Source organism: Xenorhabdus sp. KK7.4, from assembly GCF_963876465.1.
GTDB lineage: Bacteria > Pseudomonadota > Gammaproteobacteria > Enterobacterales > Enterobacteriaceae > Xenorhabdus > Xenorhabdus stockiae.
The window spans coordinates 110,115-130,708 of sequence record NZ_CAWNQF010000144.1; the positions used below are offsets into that span (position 1 = coordinate 110,115).

Genomic DNA, 20,594 nt, shown 5'->3' on the forward strand with positions numbered 1-20,594 from the left:
GTCCATGGCCTGTTCCTCCCCGGAGTCGTTTTAGGCTTTCACCAAAACTTTGCTCGTGGAACAGGCCTCTCGTCAATTTCTTATCCAGAATTCAGGTTACATTAAATTAATATCTCAAGGGGAAAAAGCTGCAAATTCAGACTAAAAGATGTAATTGCGAGCAATCAAACACGAATTTGCATTTTTTCCCTTGCCAGATAGCTCAGCGATCGTTAATATTCGTCCCCGTTGTCACCCATAGAAATTTAGATTGCGTCCGTAGCTCAGTTGGTTAGAGCACCACCTTGACATGGTGGGGGTCGGTGGTTCGAGTCCACTCGGACGCACCAAATATATGGTAGGCATAGCAACTAAAATTTATGTGCGTCCGTAGCTCAGTTGGTTAGAGCACCACCTTGACATGGTGGGGGTCGGTGGTTCGAGTCCACTCGGACGCACCATACAATTGATATCCTCCGTTTTATTATCTTTAATACCTTCACTATTTTTCTAATAACCACTCGAATTCTTTATAAGAACACTTTTTCCATCCACAATATTCAAGCTACTAAAAATTATTTTTTCACTGTTGCGCAACAACTCTCTGATTTTTCTGATATGAATATGCTCATTTTTTATTCTTTTCAGATAAATTTTTTCAAGAATCACTTTTTGATTCATTTCACAGAAATTAGCCTCTATAATACGGCCCTGTCATTAGTTGAATGGTTTCAGCCAATTAATTTACCGAATCCAGAAAAAATTGCAGATGATTAATCGCTCTAAATCCTCATGGTTAATACATGCCTGGCTTGATGAAAAACAACCAATTGACACTTTTCTGCCATCCGTTTTCCATGTATGTTGCGCAACTTAAAATGCCAGACTAACAGAGCCAAGTGACACTGGCATATAATGTCAATGGTTGGTAATACACTCTTTTTAATCCATTAAAACCAGTAGTAGATAGATTGTCATGAAAAAAACCAAAATTGTTTGTACTATCGGGCCAAAAACTGAATCCGAAGAAAAACTGACCGAACTGCTTAACTCAGGCATGAACGTTATGCGCCTGAATTTTTCTCACGGTGATTACGAAGAACATGGTCAGCGTATTGAAAATATCCGCGCAGTCACTGCAAAAACCGGTAAAAAAGCAGCTATCTTACTGGATACTAAAGGCCCTGAAATCCGTACCATGAAGCTGGAAGATGGCAACGATGTTTCCCTGACAGCTGGCCAGACTTTCACCTTTACAACTGATCAATCCACTATCGGCAATCAGGAGCGCGTTGCCGTAACCTATTCAGGCTTACCAGCTGATTTATCTGTAGGTAATACAGTTTTGGTCGATGATGGCCTGATTGCCATGACAGTAAAAGAGATCACCGGCACTGAAGTTATCTGTGAAGTTCTGAACAACGGTGACTTAGGCGAAAACAAAGGCGTTAACCTGCCGAACGTTTCTATCAACCTGCCTGCGCTGGCAGAAAAAGATAAGCAGGATCTCATCTTTGGCTGTGAACAGGGTGTTGACTTTATCGCTGCTTCTTTCATCCGCAAGCGTTCTGATGTTCTGGAAATTCGTGAACACCTGAAAGCTCATGGTGGTGAACATATCCAGATTATTTCCAAAATTGAAAACCAGGAAGGCCTGAACAATTTTGATGAGATCCTGGAAGCCTCAGACGGTATCATGGTTGCCCGTGGTGATCTGGGTGTTGAAATCCCGGTAGAAGAAGTCATTTTCGCGCAGAAAATGATGATAGAGAAATGTAACTCTGCACGTAAAGTTGTCATCACTGCGACTCAGATGCTGGATTCCATGATCAAAAATCCACGCCCTACCCGTGCCGAAGCTGGTGATGTTGCCAACGCAATTTTGGACGGAACTGACGCAGTAATGCTTTCTGGTGAAAGTGCGAAAGGAAAATATCCAGTTGAAGCCGTTTCCATCATGGCTACTATCTGTGAACGTACAGATCGCGTTATGGGCAGCCGGATTGAAAATACCAAAACACAGAAGTTACGTGTAACTGAAGCGGTTTGCCGTGGCGCAGTAGAAATTGCGGAAAAACTGGAAGCCCCTCTGATCGTTGTTGCAACCTATGGCGGTAAATCCGCAAGATCTGTGCGTAAATACTTCCCTAATGCACGGATCCTCGCATTAACTACCAATGAAATCACTGCCCGTCAGTTATTGCTGGTTAAAGGTGTTGCTACACAGGTAGTCAAAGAAATTGCCTCTACTGATGATTTTTACCGTATCGGTAAAGAAGCTGCATTAGCCAGCGGTATGGCAAGTAAAGGTGATATCATTGTGATGGTGTCCGGTGCATTAGTACCAAGCGGCACAACAAATACATCTTCTGTTCATGTACTGTAATTATTTTTGATTACAAAGCAGATCGCTCGTTAATTGAGCGATCTGCGCTTATAAATAATCCCTCCATATTTTTGTCCCTCCTACCGCTAATAAAAAAATGTGCTCCTGTAATAAGCGCAAAAACAGGAATAAAAGATGTATAATAAATACACTAATTATTTTAAAATTATTGACGTTAATACGCATCATTAAAGCATTTTACTCACTTAACCCACGGATTCTGCCAGATAAAAATGTGTCAAAATAATAAAATAGGCAATGGGATATTGTTGGTTTATTACATCAGTACAGTGAAAAACTGGAAGATACATCACGTAATGTTTGAGATTTTTCTGATTTAATTATTCCTCTCATTACCGTTTTATTGTAGTTATCTAAAAATTATTAACTTATTTTAGAGCGAAAAACAGTAGAATTTGTTTATCCGGACAAAATTTATTCTCTTTCTAAAAAAGTTTGTGTAATAATTAGATAGCTACTTGAAGATTAACTTAATCTAGAGGGTATTGTGATGAATCGTACTAAAATTGTACTTGGCGCAGTAATTCTCGCTTCTACGATGTTAGCAGGTTGTACAAGCACGGCTAAAAAAGTTGACCAGCTTTCTTCTCAGGTTCTAACTTTGGGTTCCAAAGTTGACCAACTGAGCAACGAAGTTGGCTCAATGCGTTCTGATGTACAAACAGCTAAAGACGAAGCAGCTCGTGCTAACCAACGTCTTGACAACCAAGTTCGTTCCTACAAAAAATAAATTTGTAGCATTTTCAAGAATGGCGTACTTAATAAGTACGCCATTCTTTATGTATATCTTGGATTATCTACAGCTTAGGTCACGACTTAGTCTGATAGACTGGTGTGGGCTGATTCAACGGAGGTAGTTTAACGGGCTGAACGTTCAGAGTGTCGTCTTCACGTTCCTCCACTAACTGTGATATCTCTTTTTCCCTGTGGCTGGATGAAAGCCCTTTCTCATTTACTGCTACTGGTATTCCAGAACGACGAATAATTTCCTGATCGACCAAAACAACATTGGTTCCCTTGTTTCCAATAAATTTTGATAACCCTTCCGGGCGCTTAATTGGCATGGTCTGAGGATCATCCGCTTCTGTTTTTGACAACGGCTGATGAACTTCAACATAGCGTTTTCCATCCGGTTCTACTGCATATTTGATCGGTTCATTAATAATCTGAACACGGGTTCCTCTTGGAACATTGTGAAAAAGCGCTTTAATGTCATCAGGACGTAAACGTATACAACCGGAGCTAACACGCATGCCAATACCAAAATTGGCATTAGTGCCATGTATCAGATATTCTCCACGCCCGGCTGACAGACGCAAAGCAAAATCACCCATTGGGTTATCTGGCCCGGCAGGTATTACAGCAGGCAGAATAATCCCTCGACTCGCATAATCCTTGCGAATATTTGCAGTAGGCGTCCATGTGGGATTTTTAATAAGCTGGCTGACTGAGGTTGTCATTGTTGGCGTATTGCGCCCAAGTTGCCCGATGCCGATTGGATACACAATGACACTATCTTTCCCTTTCGGATAATAATAGAGCCTCATTTCAGCCAGATTAATAACAATACCCTGGCGGGGAGTATTGGGAAGCAACATCTGTGATGGAATGACCAGCTTAGTTCCGGGTTTAGGTAAATACGGATCAACACCAGGATTGGCTTCTAACATCGCCAACAGACCTATTTGGTATTTAGCGGCTATGGCTTCCAGCGGAAGTCCATCATTAGGAACGACATAGATGGAATTCTCACCAATCAGGCTACTGTTAGCAGGTGGTAGCGGATATTCCACCGCATAAGCCATATTAGCTATCCCGCAGAACGACAACATGCCGATCAAGAAAGTACTGATAAAAGTCAAAAATCGCTTCATACACACTTCCTCAATGATATTTGAATGCCAGTGGTTAATTAATAGCCTCACATAAGGCTATTTTACCCCCCTTTGCCACAATAAAAACTAAGAAAACTGCTTTTATATACCAAATATTAGAACAATATCGCTGTAGTCAAACGAGATGTGCAACATAATTGTTGCTGTCCGTTATAAATATCAATCTGCCAGACCTGATGAGAACGTCCAAGATGGATTGCTTTGCAGACTCCTTTAACTATACCATCACGCACGGCTTTAATATGATTCGCATTAATTTCTACACCGACAACTTTCTGTTCACCTTCAGAGCAAAGATAGCCAGCAAGTGAACCCAGTGATTCTGCCAACACCACAGATGCCCCACCATGCAAAATCCCGAATGGCTGTTTAGTTCGTTGATCAACCGGCATTGTGCCTTCAAGAAAATCATCACCAAGACGGGTTATTTCTATTCCAACATATTCTAGCATGCAGTCATTTCTCAATTGATTTAGCATGCTGACATCTGCGCTACGTTTCCAAATTTGTTGTTTCTGAATCACTACACTATCTCCAATAAAGCTTGTAATGGGTGTTTAAGTACTTTTCCTTCTATGCGCTTCACCTGACTACGGCATGAATAACCGGTGCTAAGGCAATGCTCCAAAGCAAGGTTGCTCAATGCTGGCGCCCATGAAAGCCGGTAAATACCCAGCGAGTTTTCGAGATTATTTTTTTCGTGGCCATACGTTCCAGCCATACCACAGCACCCCACGTTGACGCTGTTTAAATTATCGCCAAAGTGGTGAAAGATGTCACTCCACTGTTTACCGCTGTTAGGTAATGCTGTCACTTCTGTACAGTGACCAAACAGATACCAGTCATGACTAGGTGTTACATTGTCACGTTTTTCTGTTGGAATAATTTCTGGCAATATATTAACCAGCCATTCATGAACTAATTGGACATTAAAATTACCCCGATGTTCACCGAGAATATCCCTGTATTCATCCCGATAACACAGAACTAAGGCCGGATCGACACCCACCATCGGAATATCCAATTGTGCCGCCCGATTCAGAAAGTCAGCCGTTTTCCGGGCTGTCTTAGCAAACTTATTTAAGAAACCTTTGACGTGTTGCGCTTTTCCATTGGGAGAAAACGGTAACAACACTGGCTGATATCCCAGTTTCTCAACCAGTCGCACAAAATCAGTTACCACTTTTGCATCGTGGTAACTGGTGAAAGGATCCTGAACAATAAGTACATGCTGTTTACGCTGAGATGAAGATAAGGTTTCGAGCTGTTCCAGTGTCGTTCCCACCGCATAGTGTCCTGCCAATTGCTGCTGTAATGTCGGATAGGAAAGCTGAGGTAGATCAGCCATACCAATAGTATGCTGGCTGAGTTTTTGCACCCATGGCTGCCGCAGAAAGAAATTAAATACGCGGGGTGCTTTTGCCATTAATGGAGTACTGTCTTCAACGTTAGCGACGATGTGATCACGCAACGGACGTAAGTAACGGCTATGATACAAAGCCAGAAAACGGGAACGGAACGATGGCACATCAATTTTAATCGGGCATTGTGTCGAACAGGCCTTACAGGCCAGACAGCCTGACATCGCTTCTTTTACTTCATGTGAAAAATCATACTCTCCCCGCCATGCCTGCCAACTATAACGTGTTTTTTCAATCAAACCACGCAGGCTGGGACGCGACTGGCCAAGCCCATGCTCCAGTAATTCAGGTTTAACCCCCTGCTCCGTCAAAAGCCGCAGCCATTCCCTGACAAGAGTAGCCCGGCCTTTGGGTGAATGGATCCGATGCTGGCTGATTTTCATTGAAGGACACATCGGGCTTTTAACGTCAAAATTGAAGCATAGGCCATTGCCATTACACTCCATTGCTCCACGGAATGTGCTTCTGACATTAACAGGGATCGTTCTGTCAAAAGTGCCTCGCTTGGCCGCATCAACCTTCATCATGGGAGCATCAATGCCTATTGGCGGGCAGATTTTTCCCGGATTCAGCCTGTTAAGCGGATCAAATGCAGCTTTAATCCGACGCAGTTCATTGTACAAGGTTTCACCAAAGAAAGCGGGGCTATATTCTGCCCGGAAGCCTTTTCCGTGTTCCCCCCATAATAATCCACCATATTTGGCCGTCAGATGAACTATTTCATCGGAAATCTGCTTCATTAGCATTTCCTGCTGAGGATCGCACATATCCAATGCAGGCCGCACGTGTAAAACACCTGCATCCACATGGCCGAACATACCATAATTAAGCTGATGGCTATCCAAGAGCTGGCGAAATTCAGCTATATAATCAGCAAGGTGCTGAGGAGGAACACACGTGTCTTCCACAAATGGAATGGGTTTGGCTGCACCTTTACTATTGCCAAGTAAACCAACAGATTTTTTTCGCATCGCATAAATGCGTTCAATATCATCTAAATGGTGACAAGTCTGGTAACCGATTATCCCGGCCTGATTGTTCACCATCAGTTCATCAAGGCGCTGGCAGAGCGTACTAACCTGTTGATCAATTTGCTGTTCATCATTGCCACTGAATTCAACAATATTCAGCCCTTGCATATCCTTATCAGGCACATCGGTAATCAGCTCTTTTACTGAGTGCCAGATGATATCTTCCCGTGCAAGGTTGAGAACTTTAGAATCCACAGTTTCAACAGAAAGTGCCTTAGCTTCAACCATAAATGGAGCATTACGCAGAGCTGAATCAAAAGAATTATATTTTACATTTACAAGCCGCCTGACTTTTGGCAAAGGCGTAATATCCAGCGTTGCTTCGGTAATAAAAGCCAGAGTACCTTCAGAGCCCGTTAAGATGCGTGTCAGGTCAAAAGATTGCAGATCATCACTATAGACATGGCGTAAATCATACCCCGTCAAAAACCGATTAAGTTTTGGGAACTTTTCAAGAATTAATTCCCGTTGTTCACGACAGCGTTCGAGTACGGTGTTATAGATATGCCCGACGGTTGAATTTTCTTTCGCAATCGATTCCGCCAATGTTGTATTCATTGGGCGGGTATCAAACATTTCCCCACCCAGTAAAACAGCCCGGACGCCAAGTACATGATCTGACGTTTTTCCATACACCAGCGACCCCTGACCGGATGCATCGGTATTGATCATTCCACCCAATGTGGCACGGTTACTTGTTGATAATTCAGGAGAAAAAAAATAACCGAAAGGCTTTAGATATTGATTGAGCTGATCTTTGATAACTCCGGCTTCAACTTTAACCCACCCTTGTTCCGGGTTAATTTCCAGAATTCTTTTCATATAACGGGACATATCCACAACAATGCCATTGTTGAGTGCCTGCCCATTCGTACCCGTTCCGCCTCCCCGGGGGGTAAATGTCAGCGAATGGAAGCGCTTTTCTCCCGCAACTCTTGCCAACAGTGCAACATCAGCAGTTGAGCGGGGAAAGATAACCGCTTGTGGTAACAACTGATAAATACTATTATCTGTCGCCATAGTGAGTCGATCAGCGTAATTGCTGGCAGTATCGCCTGTAAAACCGGCTTCCTTCAGTACAGTCAAATATTCCTTTACCAGTTCACTGACTCGGGGGGCTTGTGGTATACGTGGGATCATTGGCTCATTGCCCCTTTTCTAATAATTGTCCACATTGCTATAGTTATATACTACCTTCATTGTCGGGTTCAGACAGGGATCTGAACAGGCAGGCTTTTAACAATATCACAATATTTGCCAGTTTTGAGCAACATGTGAAATAACGTTATATTTATTTACCATTGTGGATCCCGACAGTATTTTTAATCGCCGAGAGAAATCATTTCATGGAAAAATCGCAACCACATCAGGATTTACCCAAGCTGCTATTTGTACTGTTCTTCATTTTACTGCTCATTACAACCAGCTTTTGGGTTTTAAGTCCATTTGTTTTAGGGTTCATCTGGTCAGGAATGGTGGTTATCGCAACTTGGCCGCTAATGGAAAAAATACAGCGACGTTTATGGGGAAAACGTTGGATAGCAGTTTCCATTATGACGTTACTGCTCATTTTATTATTTGTTATTCCCATTGCATTATTGGTTAGCAACCTGCTGGAAAACAGTGCACCACTCATTGAATGGGCAAAATCTCCATCCAATATGCACCTACCTCAATTGGAATGGCTAAATAAAATTCCGGTCGTCGGTCAGGATTTATATATTAAATGGCAGAACATCATCTCTGAGGGCAGTAATATGCTCATGGCTAAAATTCCGCCTTATATCGGAAAAGCAGCCACATGGTTTTTTGCTCAGGCTGCCAATGCTGGCCGGTTTTTATTCCACCTGACCTTAATGGTGCTGTTCAGTGTTCTACTTTACTGGAAAGGTGAACATGTGATGCAGGGAATTCGCCATTTCGCTATCCGGCTGGCAGGTAAACGAGGCGATGCGGTTGTTGTACTGGCTGCACGTTCTATCCGCGCTGTTGCTCTTGGTGTAGTTGTAACTGCCCTTGTGCAGGCCATCGCAGGCGGTATTGGGTTAGCAATTGCAGGTATTCCCTATGCTATGGTTCTGACTGTTCTGATGTTCGTACTCTGCGTTGCACAGTTAGGCCCTCTGTTAGTTCTTATTCCGTCTATTATCTGGCTGTACTGGACAGGTGAAACAACTCTGGGAACAATTTTAGTGGTCTGGAGCTTAATTCTGGTCACTATGGATGGTGTTCTTCGGCCTTTCCTTATTCGTCTGGGTGCCGATTTACCTATGGTTTTAATTCTTACTGGCGTCATTGGCGGCATACTTTCGCTGGGCGTAATTGGTTTATTTATCGGGCCGGTTGTACTGGCTGTTTCTTACAGCCTATTACTGGCATGGATGGATGAAGTACCCAAACCCGAAATTAAATAGAAGTCACTAAGCAGTATTTCAAAAAAGTTCATATGCAATAATAAAACACAAAGCGCGGAAAATTATTTTTCCGCGCAATTATCATTAAAGTAAATGCATTATCTCGTGCCTATAAAAAATACATATTCATTCCATCAGTAAATAATCTCAAAAAACTTGTTACGAGAAAGTTGCTTTTTAAATTTGTTTTTCCAATTCTGATTTATTAAGAGAATTCTTAATGAATAAACTGATTTATTAAATTAGTATTCATTTCATCGAAACTATGTTTCCCATGAATAGCAGTCTTAGTTTGTATACGCCACAAACTGAGATGTGTGAAGTAATATATATTGCTGTGTGTAGTCTTTGCCTGTCAGCCCATGATAGGCTTTTTTTTTGGAAAAAATTCCCGTTGGAATTATATAAAATACCACTCGCATTAAAAAAGATCGTGTTATAAAGGAAAAAGCCTGAAAATATTTTTAACAGGCTTTTTAATTTATGTCTGAATTAGATGGTTATTAATTATTTCCTGCTAAAGAAACCCAGGTTTTCACCACTGTATCAGGATTTAATGATAAGCTGTCAATTCCTTCTTTCATTAACCACTCGGCAAAATCCTCGTGATCTGAAGGCCCCTGACCGCAAATACCAACATATTTTCCCTGACGCTTGGCCGCCTGAATAGCCATAGAAAGTAATTGTTTCACCGCATCATTACGTTCATCGAATAATTCGGAGACAACACCTGAATCACGATCCAAGCCTAATGCCAATTGAGTCATATCATTTGAGCCGATAGAGAAACCATCAAAATGCTCGAGAAATTGTTCTGCTAATAACGCATTTGATGGGATTTCACACATCATAATGACTTTCAGCCCATTTTCACCACGCTTCAAGCCTTGTGATGCCAACTCTGATACAACGGCTTCGGCCTGCGCCACTGTGCGTACAAACGGGATCATGACTTCAATATTTGTTAATCCCATAACATTACGTACCCGTTTGACTGCTTCACATTCCAGCGCAAAACACTGACGGAAACTGTCAGAAACATAACGACCGGCACCACGGAAACCAAGCATCGGGTTTTCTTCATGCGGTTCGTAGAACTCTCCACCCACCAGATTTGCGTATTCATTCGATTTGAAATCAGACAAACGGACAATGACGCGTTTAGGCCAGAATGCAGCGGCCAGCGTGGCAATACCTTCAGTCAGGCGTCCAACATAAAATTCAACAGGATCATCATAGCCTGTCATTAAAGATTTAATCTGTGCCTGTAATTCAGGAGATTGCTCAGAAAACTCAAGCAGTGCGCGGGGATGAACGCCAATCATGCGGTTTATGATGAATTCCAGACGCGCCAGCCCCACACCTTCATTCGGCAGGCAGGCAAAATCAAATGCACGATCCGGATTACCAACGTTCATCATGATCTTAACATCCAATTCTGGCAGCTCATCAACCTGCGAACTTTGGATGCTGAAATCCAGTTTATTCCGATAAACAAAACCCGTATCCCCTTCTGCGCAGGAGACCGTGACCAGTTCGCCTTCTTTCAGGCGTTCTGTTGCATCGCCACAACCCACAACAGCAGGAATACCCAGTTCACGGGCAATGATAGCAGCATGACAAGTACGCCCTCCACGATTAGTCACAATCGCTGCTGCTTTTTTCATGATTGGCTCCCAATCCGGGTCAGTCATGTCTGTCACCAGCACATCGCCGACCTGAATACGATCCATTTCACTGAGATTGTGAATAACCTTAACTGTACCAATACCGATTTTGTGCCCGATTGCACGGCCTTCCACCAGCACACTGCCTTGTTCATTAAGCTGATAGCGTTCCATCACCTGCTGATTGGAACGGACTGTTTCAGGGCGCGCCTGTACAATATACAGTCGACCATTATGCCCGTCTTTCGCCCATTCAATATCCATCGGGCGACCATAATGTTTTTCAATCAGTAGGGCCTGCTTTGCCAATTCTTCGACTTCATTATCGGCAAGAGAAAAGCAATTACGCAATGCTTCAGAAACATCTTCTGTCCGAACCTGCTGACCGTGTTCTTTGCTGTCTGCATAGACCATACGTATTTTTTTGGAGCCCAGATTACGTCGAACTATCGCTGGGCGATTATTTTTTAATGTAGGTTTATGCACATAAAATTCATCAGGATTTACTGCGCCCTGCACAACCATCTCACCTAAACCATAGGCAGATGTAATAAACACAACCTGATCAAAACCGGATTCAGTATCAATCGTAAACATGACACCGGATGATGCCAAATCAGAGCGTACCATCCGCTGTACACCTGCTGACAGTGCCACGCCGCGGTGGTCATAACCCTGATGGACACGGTAGGAAATAGCACGATCATTAAAGAGAGATGCGAAGACATGTTTAATGGCAACCATCACCGCATCAATACCCTGTACATTCAGGAAAGTTTCCTGTTGCCCTGCAAAAGAGGCATCCGGCATGTCTTCGGCCGTTGCGGAGGAACGGACAGCGAAAGAGGCATCAGGCTCACCTTCAGACAGTTGCAAGTAAGCTTCCCGGATATCTTTTTCCAGTTGTGCTGTAAATGGCGTATCAATCACCCACTGACGGATCTGTGCACCAGCCTTAGCTAATTGATTGACATCATCAACATCTATTTCATCCAATAATTGATAAATACGCTGATTAACACCACTTTGTTCCAAAAAATCATTAAATGCCTGTGCTGTTGTAGCAAAACCATTGGGAACAGATACACCAAGGTCGGCCAGATTGGTGATCATCTCACCAAGCGAGGCGTTTTTACCACCGACCCGATTAACATCATTCATGCCTAGTTGGTTATACCAAAGTACATTACATGGGGTGAGGCCATTATTGGACATTGAAACTATCCTTTTTACATTCGGAGGTACAAATCGGAAAATTAGTGCTGCTCTTTACAGCAGGAAATAGCCTAGCACAATGTATTGCTATATATGGAAAGGTGAATCGATCAACCCAGCAATATTATTTTTTTACAGGTATAATCCAAAACACTATCTGTAGTTGTTATTTGCAATAAAAACGATTCAGCTAATATTGTAATATATCCACCTACCCACTAATAAAAGAAAATACAATGATAGAGATCCCATTCCCGCAGAATCAGGAAAATGAACCACTGGAGCGTAGTGTCTTTTTCATCTCCGACGGTACAGCAATTACAGCAGAAGTCCTCGGCCATGCTGTATTATCTCAATTTCCGATTACGATGACGTCTTATACCTTACCCTTCGTCACCAGCAAAATAAGAGCCGAAGAAATCAGAAACCAGATAAATAATCTTTATCAGGCCACAAATATCAGACCACTGGTTTTTTATTCCATAATTTCCGGCGAGGTTAAAAATATTATTACCAGCAGTGACGGCTTTTGTCTGGATATAGTCCAGACTCTCGTCGCACCATTGCAGCAGGAAATAGGATTGGAACCAAAACCAGAGCTACACCGTACACACGGTTTATCTAAAAAAAACCTGAGTCAGTATGATGCCCGCATTGCAGCCATTGATTATGCTCTGGCACACGATGATGGCATTTCACTGCGTAATCTCGATCAGGCACAAGTGATTATTCTGGGTGTTTCACGCTGTGGAAAAACCCCTACCAGCCTTTACCTTGCCATGCAGTTTGGTATTCAGGCAGCAAATTACCCTTTCACTGATGATGATATGGATAACTTACAACTCCCTGCCGGGCTCAAGCCGTTCCAGCATAAGCTGTTCGGCCTGACAATAAACCCCGAGAGGCTAGCTGCTATCCGTGAAGAACGCAGAGAAAACAGCCGTTATGCTTCATTACGACAATGTCGTATCGAACTTGCTGAAGTTGAAGCTCTATTTCGTAAAAATAAGATTAATTACTTAAATACCACCAATTATTCTGTCGAAGAGATTTCAGCCAAGATTATTGACAGTATGGGACTGAAACGGCGTATGTTCTGACCCAAAGAATCAGCATAATTCAGGCATCATTAAAATTTCATACACAAGCGTTTCGCTTAAATTGACATTAATGTTTTGTTGAATTTATCGGAGGCTGAGTTATTGTAATTTCCATCACGCCAGGCTGCGCCTCAAAATGAAGTAGAATTCGAGAAAGTATATGTACAAAACAGATGAGCTACGAACCCGCTCTATTGATAAGCTGATAACAGCTAAAACCCTTTCTGAACAGTATCCGATATCAGAAAAAATACGCCAAAATGTGACGCTGTCACGAGAACGCATTGAAGCCATTCTCACTGGTAACGATCAACGTTTACTGGTTATTATCGGTCCCTGTTCTATTCACGATACCGATGCTGCTCTTGATTATGCATCACGCCTGCAAGTATTGCGTGAAAAATATCAGCATAGTCTGGAAATCGTCATGAGAACCTACTTCGAGAAACCGCGGACTGTTGTCGGCTGGAAAGGATTAATTTCAGACCCTATGCTGGATGGTTCCTGTCAAGTCAATAAAGGGATCTCACTTGCGCGCAATTTATTAATTAATATCAATGAATTGGGAATGCCTACCGCGACAGAATTTCTGGATATGGTGACCGGGCAGTATATTGCGGATTTAATTAGCTGGGGCGCTATAGGTGCAAGAACAACTGAAAGCCAAATCCATCGGGAAATGGCTTCTGCCCTCTCGTGCCCTGTCGGATTTAAAAACGGTACTGACGGCAATACTCACATTGCGATTGATGCAATACGTGCAGCAAGTGCCAGACATATGTTCCTGTCACCGGATAAAGACGGGATGATGACAATTTACCAAACCAGTGGAAATCCCTACGGGCACGTTATCATGCGGGGCGGAAAAAAACCTAATTACTACGCTGAAGATATTACCGCAACCTGTCAGAAACTGCGTGAGTTCCGCTTACCGGAAAGGCTGATCATTGATTGCAGCCACAGTAACTGCCAGAAAATCCACCGTCGGCAACTGGATGTCGCCAGAGATATCAGCCAGCAGATCCATTCTGGTTCAACAGCCATTGCTGGTGTTATGGCGGAAAGTTTTTTAGTTGAAGGTTCCCAAAAAATTATGTTGGGAGAACCTCTGACCTATGGACAATCGATTACTGACCCATGCCTTAGCTGGCAAGATACAGAAGAGTTCCTTCATATACTGGCCGAATCAGCTAAAAAACGGTGTTAAATACCTCTTCTTTAGTATCTCTTTTAGGCTTCTGTGCATAATGGAAGCCATATCCCTTGAAAAAACATTTAGCTACCTATTCTTCCTTATATAAAAAAATAGCTTGAAGTTAATCATCATAGAAACGATAATTATTCTCAATATTAGAATAATTATTGTTCATATTGGCTATGAAAATACTAACTGACTACCCGTACTATCACATTACCCCTTTGCAACAGCAGATCCTTTTGGCATTACATCGTGGTTCAACCTTAAACAAAATCTTATTTTGACTTAATCATAATCCTGAAAAGAAGGCATATTCATGTCATGGGATTAAAACCACTCGTATGTTTTAAAACACCATTAAATCATGGAGATAACTTGCATGTCCCGGATTCAGCCACCAAACCTGAAATTGTCTGCATTAAGTATTGTTATTTTAACAGGATTGTCTTCTGCTCACGCAGCCACTATCTCAGCTGACAAAAAAGATACAGTAGAAAAAAGTAAGCATAAAGACACGATAACGGTTTATGCCACAGGCAATCAGCGTGATAGTTTTGAAGCACCAATGATGGTAACAGTTGTTGAAGGGAATTCAGCCAGCAGCAAAGTTGCAGGTAATGCTAACGATTTACTGCGTAAAGTCCCCGGGATTAATGCCGCTGATTACGGGCGCGCTAACGGGCAGGATATCAGCCTGCGTGGTTACTCCCAAAAAGGGGTTTTAATGCTGGTTGACGGTGTTCGTCAGGGAACTGATACCGGGCATATTAATGGTGTTTTTCTTGATCCGGCGCTGATTAAACAGGTTGAAATCGTTCGTGGCCCATCCGCCCTGCTCTACGGTAGTGGTGCACTAGGTGGTGTGATTGCCTATCAGACAGTTGATGCAGCAGACCTCTTACAGGAAGGACAAAATAGCGGTTTTCGTGTTTTCAGCCGTGCGGGAACGGGAGATCACAGCTGGGGGCTTGGAGCCGCAGCCTTTGGTAAAACTGAGAATCTTGATGGCCTGTTTACTTTCAGTACCCGCGATGTTGGCAATATTCGCTATGGCGGTGGTGTAAAAGGTCGAAACGATGAAAACATCGGCAATGTGATGGCGAAAGGCACATGGAAAATTGATGATATCCAGTCAATTGGTGGTGAATTACGTTATTACCGCAACAAAGCTCATGAGCCGAAAGATCCACAGGATATTAATGACCATAGCGATAACGTCTTGGCTGATCGCACAACAGCACAACGTGATATGCAGCTGACTTATAAACTGAATCCATCGGGGTATAACTGGCTGGATCTGAGAAATGATATTTATTATTCCGATATCGCTATCAATACCAAAACGAAAGAAAAAGGCTTTGAAGGCCGCAGACAAGAAACTTTAGGTATAAAACTGGAAAACCGTTCTCATTTGAGTGCAATGCCTTTTTCTGCTCATCAATTTACTTATGGCACTGAAGTTTATAAACAGAAACAAAAACCAAGCAGCGATAATATAAACGGTTTTCCAAAAGCAGATATCCGTTTCGCATCCGGCTGGGTACAGGATGAAATAACTATTCGTGATCTGCCTGTTTCAGTTGTCGTTGGTACGCGCTATGACAATTACAAGGCTTCAAACGATAACAAAAATAATAAGTATAAAGATATTAGTGCCGACAAATGGTCATCAAAAGGCGCTATCAGTATCACTCCTACAGACTGGTCGATGCTGTTTGCTTCCTATTCTCAGGCATTCCGTTCTCCGACCATGGGAGAAATGTATAACGACTCTAAGCATTTCTCTATCAATAAAAAAACAGAAAGAGGCTCTTTCACCCTAACAAATTACTGGAAACCTAATCCTAATCTGCGCCCTGAAAGCAACGAAACTCAGGAATATGGGTTTGGGTTACGTTTCGATGATTTGTTGCTTTCCAACGACGACCTTAAATTCAAAGCCAGTTATTTTGATACCAAAGCAAAAGATTATATCAATACGTTCGTAGAAACCAAAAAAGGGTTTTTTACGACCTCTGTGAATATTCCTAACGCCAAAATCTGGGGTTGGGATGTTTCAATGAATTATGGCACTGACTGGTTTTCATGGGATCTGGCTTATAACCGAACCACAGGTAAAGATGGACAAACTGGCAAATCTATTGATGAGCTAAGCCCGGATACCGTAACCAGCACATTAGATATCCCTCTTTCTGATACCGGCGTATCTATTGGCTGGGTAGGTAAATTCACTAGCCAGACTAATTTTAAAGATAAAAATGGGAAGAAAAATGCTTCTCAACAGTCAGGCTACGGTGTCAATGATTTCTATATCAGCTACCACGGCGAAAACCAGCTAAAAGGTGTCACAACTTCTGTCGTGCTCGGCAACGCTTTTGACAAGCAATATTACTCAACATTGGGTGCTCCACAGAGTGGCCGTAATGCCAAACTGTTCATCAGCTACCAATGGTAAATAATAAAAGTACTATTTTTAAACTATACCCCATTTTTTTAAGGAGCTAGCAACTGTGAATCAGTCACTTTATGAACGTTACCAACAGGCAAAAGCAGATAATAAAGCCAAATATGCACGCGATCTGGCGGCTTATCTTAATGTCAGCGAAGGAGAATTACTGCACAGTCGTGTCGGTATCGACGCGAAACGTCTGAACGTTGATGCTCCTACTCTGCTGAAAGAACTGGCAACTGTTGGTGAAACCAAAGCCATTACCCGTAATGACTTCGCAGTTCATGAGCAGGTTGGTCGTTACGAGAATACCAAGTTCAGCGAACATGTTGGCTTGATCCTCAATCCACGTGAACTTGATTTGCGTGTATTTTTCGATCACTGGAGCAGTGTTTTCTATCTGGTAGAACCAGCGAAAAACGGTCTGCGTCACAGCGTTCAGTTCTTTGACCGTCAGGGTGATGCGTTGCACAAAGTGTACACCACCGCTAATACAGATATGGCTGCATGGGAAGCACTGATTGAAAAATACCAGACAGAAGAAAACTCTGCTCTGGAAGTTCAACCGGCAAAATCCCCTGAATATGCAGAAATGACTGAACAACTGAAAGTGCAGTTGGATGAAGAATGGCGTGCAATGACTGACGTTCACCAGTTCTTCATTATGATGAGCCGCCATAATCTGAACCGTCAGCAAATCTTCAATGCTGTCAACGATGATCTGGCATATCGTGTAGATAACTCCGCTCTGACTCAGATCCTTGAAGTTGCACACAAAGATCAAAATGAAATTATGATCTTCGTCGGCAACCGCGGTTGTATCCAGATTTTTACTGGTAAACTGGAGCGCTTGATGCCTTATCAGGAAGAAAACTCTTCCCAGAAGTGGGCTAACATTTTTAATCGCAATTTCACATTGCATCTGATTGAAAGTGCTATCGCTGAAAGCTGGATCACACGTAAACCAACAACAGATGGTTTCGTCACCAGCCTTGAGTTGTTTGATGCTGAAGGTAACCAAATCGCCCAATTGTATGGTCAGCGTACTGAAGGTACTCCTGAGCAGGCACAATGGCGTGATCAGGTTGCCGCTCTGCCTAAACTGCAACCAGAAAAGGAAAATTGTGTAGCATGAAAAAGTGGCTTCTAACATTTATGCTTACCATCTCTGCCAGTGCGTTCTCTGCTGAACGTATTGTCACAATCGGTGGTGATGTGTCTGAAATTGTTTTTGCACTGGGTGAAGGGCAGCATGTTGTTGCCAGAGACAGTACCAGCAAAAATCCTCAGGAAATACTTTCAATTCCTGATGTGGGATATATGCGCATGCTGAGCTCAGAAGGCGTTCTGTCTATGCGACCATCACTGGTGATCGCAAGCGAACTGGCTCAACCTTCTCTGGCACTCAAGCAAATAGAAGATTCCGGTGTAAAAGTCATTAAAGTGACAAGCAAAGCCTCGTTAGAAGCCGTTCCTGAAAAAATTAAGACCGTCGCTAAGGCGGTCAAACAGGAAAAACGTGGTGAAGAGCTAATCACTCAATATCAGCAGCAGCTGGCTACAATCACCACGTCAGAGATCCCAACAAAAGTCATGTTTGTCATGAGTCACGGCGGGATCATGCCAATGGCTGCCGGTCAGAAAACGGCGGCAGATCAGATTATTCACGCCATTGGTGCTCAAAATGCCATGCAGGGATTCAATGGATACCGTCCTCTGTCTCAGGAAGGTGTTATTGCCAGCCAGCCTGACTTGCTGCTAATCAGTACTGATGGCCTGAAGACTTTGGGTGGAATGGATAAACTGTGGCAACTTCCGGGAATGAGTTTCACGCCCGCTGGCAAGAAAAAACAGGTCGTCGTTGTGGATGAAATGGGCCTGCTCGGATTCGGTATCGAGACACCCGCTGTCATGAAAAAAGTCCGTGAGGCTGCGGAGAAAGTGCAATGAGTCGTTCTCAATCCCCCAGCCTTGGCTTGATGTTACTGACTGTATTGCTGTTTATTCTGGCAATCAGCTCAGCCAACATGGGGGCATTGCCTCTTTCTTTTAAAACACTGTGGGAGTCCTCTTTGGAGGACCCACACTGGCAGATTTGGTTAAACATTCGCCTTCCGCGCATTTTGCTGGCTATTCTGGTTGGAAGTGCGCTGGCTATGTCTGGTGCTGTCATGCAAGGGCTATTCCGCAACCCTCTTGCTGATTCCGGGCTATTGGGGATCAGCAGTGGTGCAGCACTGACAGTGGCACTGACTATTGTTGTGCCTCTTTCCTTACCTGCGAGTATTGCATTATACGCCCATATCATTGCTGCTTTTATCGGCAGCTTACTGGTTTCATTCCTGATCTTTTCGCTCAATAAATACAACCACGGCAATATGTCAAAATTGCTGCTTGCCGGTATTGCCATTAATACTCTGTGCGCATCGTTTATCGGTGTATTGAGCTATATCAGTGATGATCAGCAATTACGGCAATTCACCATTTGGATGATGGGCTCATTAAACCAGATTGAATGGCCAACACTGATTATTGCCGCTTCTATTATTATTCCGGTTTGCCTGCTGACGCTCAGTCAGTCACGAAAACTGAATCTCCTTCAGTTAGGAGACGAAGAAGCACACTATTTAGGCATTAATGTTCAACGGACTAAGTTTCAGTTACTTCTACTGAGTGCCCTACTGATTGGCTGCGCTGTGGCATTGAGCGGTGTTATTGGTTTTATCGGCCTTGTCATTCCCCATCTTGTCAGGTTGCGCTTTGGTGGCGATCACTCATGGTTACTGCCAATTTCTGCATTAGGTGGAGCATGCCTGTTATTAACTGCGGATACATTAGCCAGAACACTGGTGGCCCCCGCTGAAATGCCGGTCGGCCTTATCACTGGTTTAATCGGTGCGCCTTACTTTTTATGGTTAATTCTTAAACCATCAGGGGGCCGTTTGTAATGGAGCCAATAATGCAAAAAAGTTTGCTCGAAGCTAAAAACCTGAACTATTTCATCGGGCAACGTCAAATTATCAAGGATGTGTCTCTTTCTCTTAATCAGGGGGAAGTTGTTGCAATTATTGGGCCTAACGGTGCAGGTAAATCCACTCTGTTACGGCTGTTAACAGGTTATGTTTCACCAGCCAGTGGAGAGTGCCTGTTACAGGGCACTTCCCTTGCTGACTGGGAGCCGCAAAAACTCGCTCGTATTCGCGCAGTAATGCGGCAATATAGCTCGCTTTCCTTTCCTTTTAGTGTTGAAGAAATCATTGCGATGGGGCGTGTTCCCCATGAAAGCACCCATAAGAAAACGGCTATCAATGAAGCGATTGCATTGACCGAATGTGAAGAGCTGAAACATCGTAATTACCAACAACTATCCGGAGGAGAACAGCAACGGGTTCAGTTGGCCAGAACACTGGCTCAGCTCTGGCACCCAGAGCCTACAGGATCTTGCTTGTTTTTGGATGAACCAACATCAGCACTGGATCTTTACCACCAGCAGCATACATTGCGGCTTGTTCATAACCTTACACGGCAGCGTCCTCTGGCTGTCTGTTGTGTATTGCATGACCTGAATCTGGCTGCACTCTACGCAGATAAAATTCTCCTGTTACATAAAGGAGAATTAGTCGCCTCAGGTACACCACAAGATGTTCTGCGTGACGATATTCTTAAACAATGGTATCGGGCTGATTTAGGCGTTATGCAACATCCTGAAACTCATCAGCCACAGATTTATCTCCGTCAATAGTTTATTTCCTTTCTAGAGGCAACTTTTGCAAATATCAGCAAAAATTGCCTCAATAATCACATCGGATATGCAATAT

Annotated in this window: 14 protein-coding genes and 2 tRNA genes; 12 read left to right on the forward strand and 4 right to left on the reverse strand. The window is 43.2% G+C overall.

Features of this window, described 5'->3' with window-relative positions:
• Window positions 1–252 precede the first annotated feature (252 nt).
• The 4 genes from AACS90_RS22250 to AACS90_RS22265 all read left to right on the forward strand — a co-directional run bounded on the left by AACS90_RS22250 (window position 253) and on the right by AACS90_RS22265 (window position 3,116).
• Window positions 253–329: transfer RNA gene (locus AACS90_RS22250), tRNA-Val, on the forward strand.
• Window positions 330–363: 34 nt separating this feature from the next.
• Window positions 364–440: transfer RNA gene (locus AACS90_RS22255), tRNA-Val, on the forward strand.
• Between the two features lie 515 nt (window positions 441–955).
• Window positions 956–2,365 (forward strand): pyruvate kinase PykF, encoded by a 1,410-nt coding sequence (pykF, locus tag AACS90_RS22260; RefSeq protein WP_099121561.1) that lies wholly within the window; start codon window positions 956–958, stop codon window positions 2,363–2,365.
• 511 nt (window positions 2,366–2,876) lie between these two features.
• Window positions 2,877–3,116 (forward strand): major outer membrane lipoprotein, encoded by a 240-nt coding sequence (locus AACS90_RS22265; RefSeq protein WP_099108162.1) that lies wholly within the window; start codon window positions 2,877–2,879, stop codon window positions 3,114–3,116.
• 79 nt (window positions 3,117–3,195) lie between these two features.
• Here AACS90_RS22265 and AACS90_RS22270 read toward each other — a convergent pair whose 3' ends face one another.
• The 3 genes from AACS90_RS22270 to ydiJ form a co-directional block, all read right to left on the reverse strand.
• Complete coding sequence (locus tag AACS90_RS22270) at window positions 3,196–4,260, reverse strand: L,D-transpeptidase family protein (RefSeq protein ID WP_099121562.1); 1,065 nt, start codon at window positions 4,258–4,260, stop codon at window positions 3,196–3,198.
• 116 nt (window positions 4,261–4,376) lie between these two features.
• A complete protein-coding gene (locus AACS90_RS22275) occupies window positions 4,377–4,733 on the reverse strand; it encodes a hotdog fold thioesterase (RefSeq protein WP_241538214.1) in 357 nt (118 codons plus the stop codon).
• 71 nt (window positions 4,734–4,804) lie between these two features.
• Window positions 4,805–7,873 carry a D-2-hydroxyglutarate dehydrogenase YdiJ gene (gene ydiJ / locus AACS90_RS22280; RefSeq protein WP_099121563.1) on the reverse strand — a complete coding sequence of 1,023 codons (3,069 nt, stop codon included), beginning with the start codon at window positions 7,871–7,873 and terminating at the stop codon, window positions 4,805–4,807.
• A gap of 206 nt (window positions 7,874–8,079) precedes the next feature.
• Here ydiJ and ydiK point away from each other — a divergent pair, with 206 nt between their 5' ends.
• A complete protein-coding gene (gene ydiK / locus AACS90_RS22285; protein ID WP_099108165.1) occupies window positions 8,080–9,147 on the forward strand; it encodes an AI-2E family transporter YdiK in 1,068 nt (355 codons plus the stop codon).
• Between the two features lie 503 nt (window positions 9,148–9,650).
• On the opposite strand, the gene ppsA is transcribed toward ydiK, so the two are convergent.
• Complete coding sequence (gene ppsA / locus AACS90_RS22290; protein WP_099121564.1) at window positions 9,651–12,029, reverse strand: phosphoenolpyruvate synthase; 2,379 nt, start codon at window positions 12,027–12,029, stop codon at window positions 9,651–9,653.
• Between the two features lie 236 nt (window positions 12,030–12,265).
• On the opposite strand from ppsA, the gene ppsR reads away from it, so the two are divergent.
• From ppsR to AACS90_RS22325, 7 genes are all read left to right on the forward strand, one after another.
• On the forward strand, window positions 12,266–13,129 hold the full coding sequence (ppsR, locus tag AACS90_RS22295) for a posphoenolpyruvate synthetase regulatory kinase/phosphorylase PpsR (RefSeq protein WP_193757170.1): 864 nt from the start codon (window positions 12,266–12,268) through the stop codon (window positions 13,127–13,129).
• Between the two features lie 160 nt (window positions 13,130–13,289).
• Window positions 13,290–14,336: a 3-deoxy-7-phosphoheptulonate synthase gene (locus tag AACS90_RS22300; protein WP_099121565.1), complete on the forward strand. Its 1,047-nt coding sequence runs from the start codon at window positions 13,290–13,292 to the stop codon at window positions 14,334–14,336.
• A gap of 370 nt (window positions 14,337–14,706) precedes the next feature.
• A complete protein-coding gene (locus AACS90_RS22305) occupies window positions 14,707–16,782 on the forward strand; it encodes a TonB-dependent hemoglobin/transferrin/lactoferrin family receptor (RefSeq protein ID WP_099121566.1) in 2,076 nt (691 codons plus the stop codon).
• Between the two features lie 55 nt (window positions 16,783–16,837).
• Entirely contained in the window at window positions 16,838–17,911 is a 1,074-nt protein-coding gene (locus AACS90_RS22310; protein ID WP_099121567.1) for a hemin-degrading factor, read from the forward strand.
• Window positions 17,908–18,726 (forward strand): heme/hemin ABC transporter substrate-binding protein, encoded by an 819-nt coding sequence (locus AACS90_RS22315; RefSeq protein ID WP_099121568.1) that lies wholly within the window; start codon window positions 17,908–17,910, stop codon window positions 18,724–18,726. Before AACS90_RS22310 ends, AACS90_RS22315 begins: the two co-directional genes overlap by 4 nt.
• Window positions 18,723–19,724 (forward strand): FecCD family ABC transporter permease, encoded by a 1,002-nt coding sequence (locus AACS90_RS22320; RefSeq protein ID WP_099121569.1) that lies wholly within the window; start codon window positions 18,723–18,725, stop codon window positions 19,722–19,724. The genes AACS90_RS22315 and AACS90_RS22320 overlap by 4 nt, the downstream gene beginning before the upstream one ends.
• 8 nt (window positions 19,725–19,732) lie before the next feature.
• Window positions 19,733–20,518, forward strand: a complete 786-nt coding sequence (locus tag AACS90_RS22325) for a heme ABC transporter ATP-binding protein (RefSeq protein WP_370630587.1) — start codon at window positions 19,733–19,735, stop codon at window positions 20,516–20,518.
• Window positions 20,519–20,594: the final 76 nt, after the last annotated feature.